General features: G+C 70.7%; 7 protein-coding genes. 3 read left to right on the forward strand and 4 right to left on the reverse strand.

The features are described 5' to 3' along the window. Nucleotides 1-8 precede the first annotated feature (8 nt). Complete coding sequence (locus AB4Y86_RS12680; protein WP_441402577.1) at nucleotides 9-368, reverse strand: hypothetical protein; 360 nt, start codon at nucleotides 366-368, stop codon at nucleotides 9-11. A 147-nt stretch (nucleotides 369-515) separates the two neighbouring features. Between AB4Y86_RS12680 and AB4Y86_RS12685 the strand changes: the two genes are divergently transcribed. Further along, the gene (locus AB4Y86_RS12685; RefSeq protein ID WP_441402578.1) at nucleotides 516-1,799 is read left to right on the forward strand and encodes a class I SAM-dependent methyltransferase; all 1,284 of its coding nucleotides are present in this window, start codon (nucleotides 516-518) and stop codon (nucleotides 1,797-1,799) included. A 110-nt stretch (nucleotides 1,800-1,909) separates the two neighbouring features. Then, entirely contained in the window at nucleotides 1,910-2,932 is a 1,023-nt protein-coding gene (ligD, locus tag AB4Y86_RS12690) for a non-homologous end-joining DNA ligase (RefSeq protein WP_441402579.1), read from the forward strand. A gap of 13 nt (nucleotides 2,933-2,945) precedes the next feature. Here the strand turns inward: ligD and AB4Y86_RS12695 are convergent, their stop codons facing one another. From AB4Y86_RS12695 to AB4Y86_RS12705, 3 genes are read right to left on the reverse strand one after another with little or no spacing between them, the layout of a single operon-like run. Next, a complete protein-coding gene (locus AB4Y86_RS12695) occupies nucleotides 2,946-3,683 on the reverse strand; it encodes a CDP-alcohol phosphatidyltransferase family protein (protein ID WP_441402580.1) in 738 nt (245 codons plus the stop codon). 53 nt (nucleotides 3,684-3,736) lie between these two features. Next, on the reverse strand, nucleotides 3,737-4,198 hold the full coding sequence (locus tag AB4Y86_RS12700) for a hypothetical protein (protein ID WP_441402581.1): 462 nt from the start codon (nucleotides 4,196-4,198) through the stop codon (nucleotides 3,737-3,739). Then, the gene (locus AB4Y86_RS12705) at nucleotides 4,195-4,434 is read right to left on the reverse strand and encodes a cupredoxin domain-containing protein (RefSeq protein WP_441402582.1); all 240 of its coding nucleotides are present in this window, start codon (nucleotides 4,432-4,434) and stop codon (nucleotides 4,195-4,197) included. Before AB4Y86_RS12705 ends, AB4Y86_RS12700 begins: the two co-directional genes overlap by 4 nt. Between AB4Y86_RS12705 and AB4Y86_RS12710 the strand changes: the two genes are divergently transcribed. Then, nucleotides 4,361-4,618: hypothetical protein (locus AB4Y86_RS12710; RefSeq protein ID WP_441402583.1), on the forward strand; the 258-nt coding region annotated here is incomplete at its 3' end. The two genes, AB4Y86_RS12705 and AB4Y86_RS12710, sit on opposite strands and share 74 nt — an antisense overlap.

Raw genomic sequence — 4,618 nt, forward strand, 5'->3', positions numbered from 1 at the left:
GGGGAAGCTCAGCGGCCATGCAGTTTTCCGCGCAGGACGCCGCGCGAGGTGAAGCCGCGCAGTGACAGGCCAATGGCGCACACCACCGGTGCCAGGCCCATCAGCACGGCGATCGGGTTGGGCCTGAACACGACCCCGCCGCCCCGTCGGCCGGCATACACCCCGAGGGGCAGTACGAAGCCGCCGCCCCCGCCGCCCGAGCCCGCCGGTGCATCGTCGGAAGCCGGGGCACTTCCGCCGCCGAACCCGAAGGACACCAGCGCCACGGGGATAAGTTCCTCGCCGCCGAGCTGGACGGGGTCGCCGTAGGCGCGGGACACCCCGACATTCTTGAACGCGTCCACCAGGGACGAAAAACTCTCAGCCATGTGAGCCACCCTAATCACCGCCCGCCGGGAGTACCAGCCCGCCGGGTTTCCCGCTGCCGGCCGCATCGGGGACGTCCGGCCCCTGTTCCGGCGGCCCGGTTGCCAATAGATTGAGGCTGGGATGCCGGCGTCTGAGAGGAAACAAGCATGGCAACAACTGCTGGGGCCGCGACGCGGCTGGCCGGGGCACTGGCCATTGTTCTTGGAACCACCGACATCCCGCTTCGGTTGCGTGCCTGGGATGGTTCGGAGGCAGGACCGGAGGGCGCCCCCCGGGTGGTGTTCCACTCGCGCCGGGCGCTGCGGCGGATCCTCTGGTCACCCGGCCAGCTGGGCCTGAGCCGTGCCTACGTAGCCGGCGACATTGAAGCGCCGGATGACATCTTCGCCACCTTCGCCGCCCTCAGTTCGGCGGGCAAGTTCGCTGAACCCGGGCCGTTCCGGCGGCCCACCGTCCGGGAGCTTGTGGCGTTGGCCGCTGCAGCAGTGCGGCTCGGCGCGCTGGGCCCGAATCCGGCGCTGCCTCCGGAAGAAGCCCGGGTGGCCCGCAAGGGGCGCCGGCACTCCCGCCGGCGTGACGCCGCCGCCATCTCGCACCATTACGACGTCGGCAACCGGTTCTATGCCCTCGTGCTGGGTCCCACCCTGGTCTACTCCTGCGCGGTCTGGGACAGCCCGGACACCGGCCTGGACGCGGCCCAGGAAGCGAAGCTCGACCTGGTGTGCCGCAAGCTCGGACTGCGTCCCGGAATGCGCGTCCTGGACGTCGGCTGCGGCTGGGGCAGCTTCGCGCTGCACGCCGCCCAACGCTACGGGGCCGACGTCGTGGGCGTCACCCTGTCCGCCGAGCAGGCCGAACTGGCGCGCAAACGGGTTGCCGAAGCGGGGCTGACGGAGCGGGTGGAGATCCGCGTCCAGGACTACCGCGATGTGGACGACGGCCCCTTCGACGCCATCAGTTCCATCGGCATGTCTGAACACGTGGGCCGCGAACAGATGGGCCGCTATGTGTCCCGACTGCATGGGCTCCTGCACCCCGGCGGCCGGCTGTTGAACCACGCCATCTCGTGGAACGCCGGGCCAACCGACCCGGATCCCGATTCGTTTATCCCGCGGTACGTTTTTCCGGACGGGGAGATGCTTAGCCTGGCCGAGATGATGGTCGCCCTGGAGGGCGGCGGCTTTGAGGTGCTCGACGTCGAGGCGCTGCGCCAGCACTACGCGCTGACCCTGCGGGCCTGGGTGCAGAACCTGGAGAGCCACTGGGACGAGGCGGCCGAGGCCAGCAGCCTCGGCCGGGCCAGGGTCTGGCGCCTTTACATGGCCGCCAGTGCGCTGGGATTCGAAGTCGGCGTGACCGGGGTTAACCAGATTTTGGTGCGGCGCCCAGGCGGCGCCGAACCGCCGCTGCGCAGGACCGCCTGGCTCTGACGGGACCCGGGCGCGGCCGGGGCCGGCGGTGCCTGCCATGGCCTCGCTGCCAGCTCATCGGACCCGGTCTGGCGCTTTCGCTGCGCGTTGCCCCGGGGTAGCTTGTCCTCATGGCGCGCGACGAAGCAATGGTTTCCGTGGAGGGACCGGACGGCAGCAGGGACATCAGGATTTCAAGCCCCAGCAGGCTGCTCTGGCCCGAGGCAGGCCTGACCAAGCTGGACCTTGCGCAGTACATGATCGCCGTGGGGGAGCCCTTTTTGGCGGCCAACGGCGACCGGCCCATCACCTTGCAACGGTTCTCGGGCGGCGTCGACGGTGAGCAGTTCTTCTCGAAGAACCCGCCCAAGGGCGCCCCGGACTTCGTGGATGCCGTCGACGTGGTCTATCCGAGCGGCCGGTCCCATCCCCAGTTGGTGATCAACGATACGGCCGCCGCCGTATGGGCCGTGCAGATGAACACCGTGGTCTTCCACCCGTGGGCGTCGAGAGCCCGAAACCCTGACAACCCGGACCAGCTGCGGATCGACCTTGACCCGCAGCCCGGCACCGGCTTCGGTGATGCCGTGCCCGCGGCCCTGGAATTGCGCAAGGTGCTGGCCGAGGCGGGGTTGACCGCCTTCATCAAGACCTCCGGCAACCGTGGACTGCACGTCTTCGCGCCGATCGAGCCGGAGCATGAGTTCCTCGAGGTGCGGCACGCCGTCATCGCTGCCGCCCGCGAACTCGAGCGGCGGATGCCGGCGGAAGTCACCACGGCGTGGTGGAAGGAGGAACGCGGCGCCAGAGTCTTCGTAGATTTCAACCAGGCCAACCGTGACCGCACCATAGCCGGGGCTTACAGCCCCCGGGCGCTTCCCGCAGCCACCGTGTCCTGCCCGCTGGGCTGGGACGAGCTGGACGGTGCGGACCCGTTGCACTTCACCGTCGCCACGGTCCCGGCGCGGCTCAAGGCCACCGGGGATCCCTGGGCCGACATGCAGTCCCACCCGGGCTCAATCGATGTCCTGCTTGGGTGGTGGGAGCGGGACCTGGCCTCGGGCCTCGGGGAGCTGCCGTTCCCGCCGGATTTCCCGAAGATGCCCGGCGAACCGCCGCGGGTACAGCCCAGTCGGGCCCGGAGCAAGGACTAAGCGCAGCACAGATTCAGCCGACCAGCTCCGGGTGGCGCAGCCGGGCGGAGCGCATCCTCTCCAGGACGGCTACGTCCCGGCCGAATGAGAACAACAGCAGCGCCAGGGCCGCGACGACGGCCAGCGTCGCCGGAGCCGGCGGGACACCGGGTGCAAGGGCAAACAGCAGGGCCACCGGCTGGCAGCCGCCGATGGCCTTGCGCACCGGTGAAGGCGGAAGGGTTTGCTTCAGGCCCGGGCGCCACCGGCCGGCAAGGGTGAACACGTAGTACAGCAGCCCGATCAGGAGCGTCCATAGCCCCACCGTCACAGCGGCGGCACCGGACAGCACGAGGGTGAGCGCGGCATCTGTCTCCGTGTCCAGACGCGCGCCCGCGGCGGTGGCGGAGCCGGTGCGCCGCGCCACCGGACCGTCGACGGCGTCGAGAGCGAAGGCCGCAGCGYCGAGGACGACAAGCAGCGTTCCCGGGAGCTGCCGGCCGAGGACGCCGCTGACGGTGAGGACCGCGCAGCATGCCGCCAGCCCTGCCCGGACCAGGGTGACCCGGTCGGCCGGAGTGCAGATCCGGGGCCTCCGCAGCAGGATGGCGCCGGCAGGGCGGCCCAGCAGGGCGGCACCGGCGCCCACGGCCAGGAAACCGGCGGCAGCATTCGGGGCGGAAACAGACGCCAGCCAAGTGCCCGCTGCCAGGTACGCGGCCGCGGCGACCGTCAGGTCGGCCGTCGCGCGGCGGGGGATTCTATTTTGCATGGACACCTCGCCCCCATGCTAGCAACGCGCCGTTCAGGACATGCGTCGTCGGCTCATCGGTGGACCCGCCCGGTGGCGCCGGCACGCCGCGTGCGGGCCAAGCCGATGCCCGCGAGGACCGCGCCGGCGCCCTCCGCGACGGCGCTGGCGGTCTTCTCGAAGTACCAGACGGGCTCGTACATGGCCGGGAACGGTCCGAACGCGGGCAGGTCCACGTAGCGGAAGAACACGACGGCGGCGAAGGCACTCAGCGCCACCAGGAAGGCGAAAGCGTAGGCCGCCCGGCTGCCGCGCAACAGCACAGCCAGCGCGGCGAGCGCAGCCGCGGCGGCTTCGAGCAGGAACAAGTTGCCCTGGCCGATACCCTGCGGCGACCCGGCCTGGTAACCGGGGGCGAGGTGGAAGTGGACGCCGGCGTCGGTCAGCAGGGCAACAGCGGTCAGCCCCCGCAGGGCCAGGTCCAGTCCCCGGGCGCGTCCCCGGGCCAGCGTGCCGCGGCGGATGGGTACGCTCACTTGACCGTCAGCGACCCGTGCATGTTGGGGTGATACTTGCAGTGGAAGGCGTAGGTTCCCGGAGTGGACGGTGCCGTGAAGGTTGCCGTGCCGCCGCTGCCCTTGATTTCGACGTCGAACGCCGAGCCRGTGTCGGCGGTGACCGTATGCTCGGCGCTGTCCATGTTGGTCACGGTCACCGTCGCGCCGGCGGGGACAACCAGCGGCGCGCCGAAGGCAAAGCCGCTGATGGTGATGGCCGCCGTCGAACTTGCCGGCGAATTTGCCGCCGTCGAACCGCTGGTCGGGGTGCCGCTGGAGCTCATGTCCATGCTTCCGGTGGCCGATGCGCTGGGCGGCGGGGCCATGGCCGTGGACGGGGCCGCCGTCCCGCCCCCGGAGGCGCAGCCCGCGGTGCCCAGCAGGACCGCTGTCAGCAGC

Source organism: Arthrobacter sp. 2YAF22_2, assembly GCF_052114645.1.
Lineage (GTDB): Bacteria > Actinomycetota > Actinomycetes > Actinomycetales > Micrococcaceae > Arthrobacter.

Coding starts and splice junctions, on each gene's coding strand:
- AB4Y86_RS12680 (WP_441402577.1), bottom strand. CDS start 368: ATGGCTGAGAGTTTTTCGTCCCTGGTGGACGCGTTCAAGAATGTCGGG.
- AB4Y86_RS12685 (WP_441402578.1), top strand. CDS start 516: ATGGCAACAACTGCTGGGGCCGCGACGCGGCTGGCCGGGGCACTGGCC.
- ligD (WP_441402579.1), top strand. CDS start 1,910: ATGGCGCGCGACGAAGCAATGGTTTCCGTGGAGGGACCGGACGGCAGC.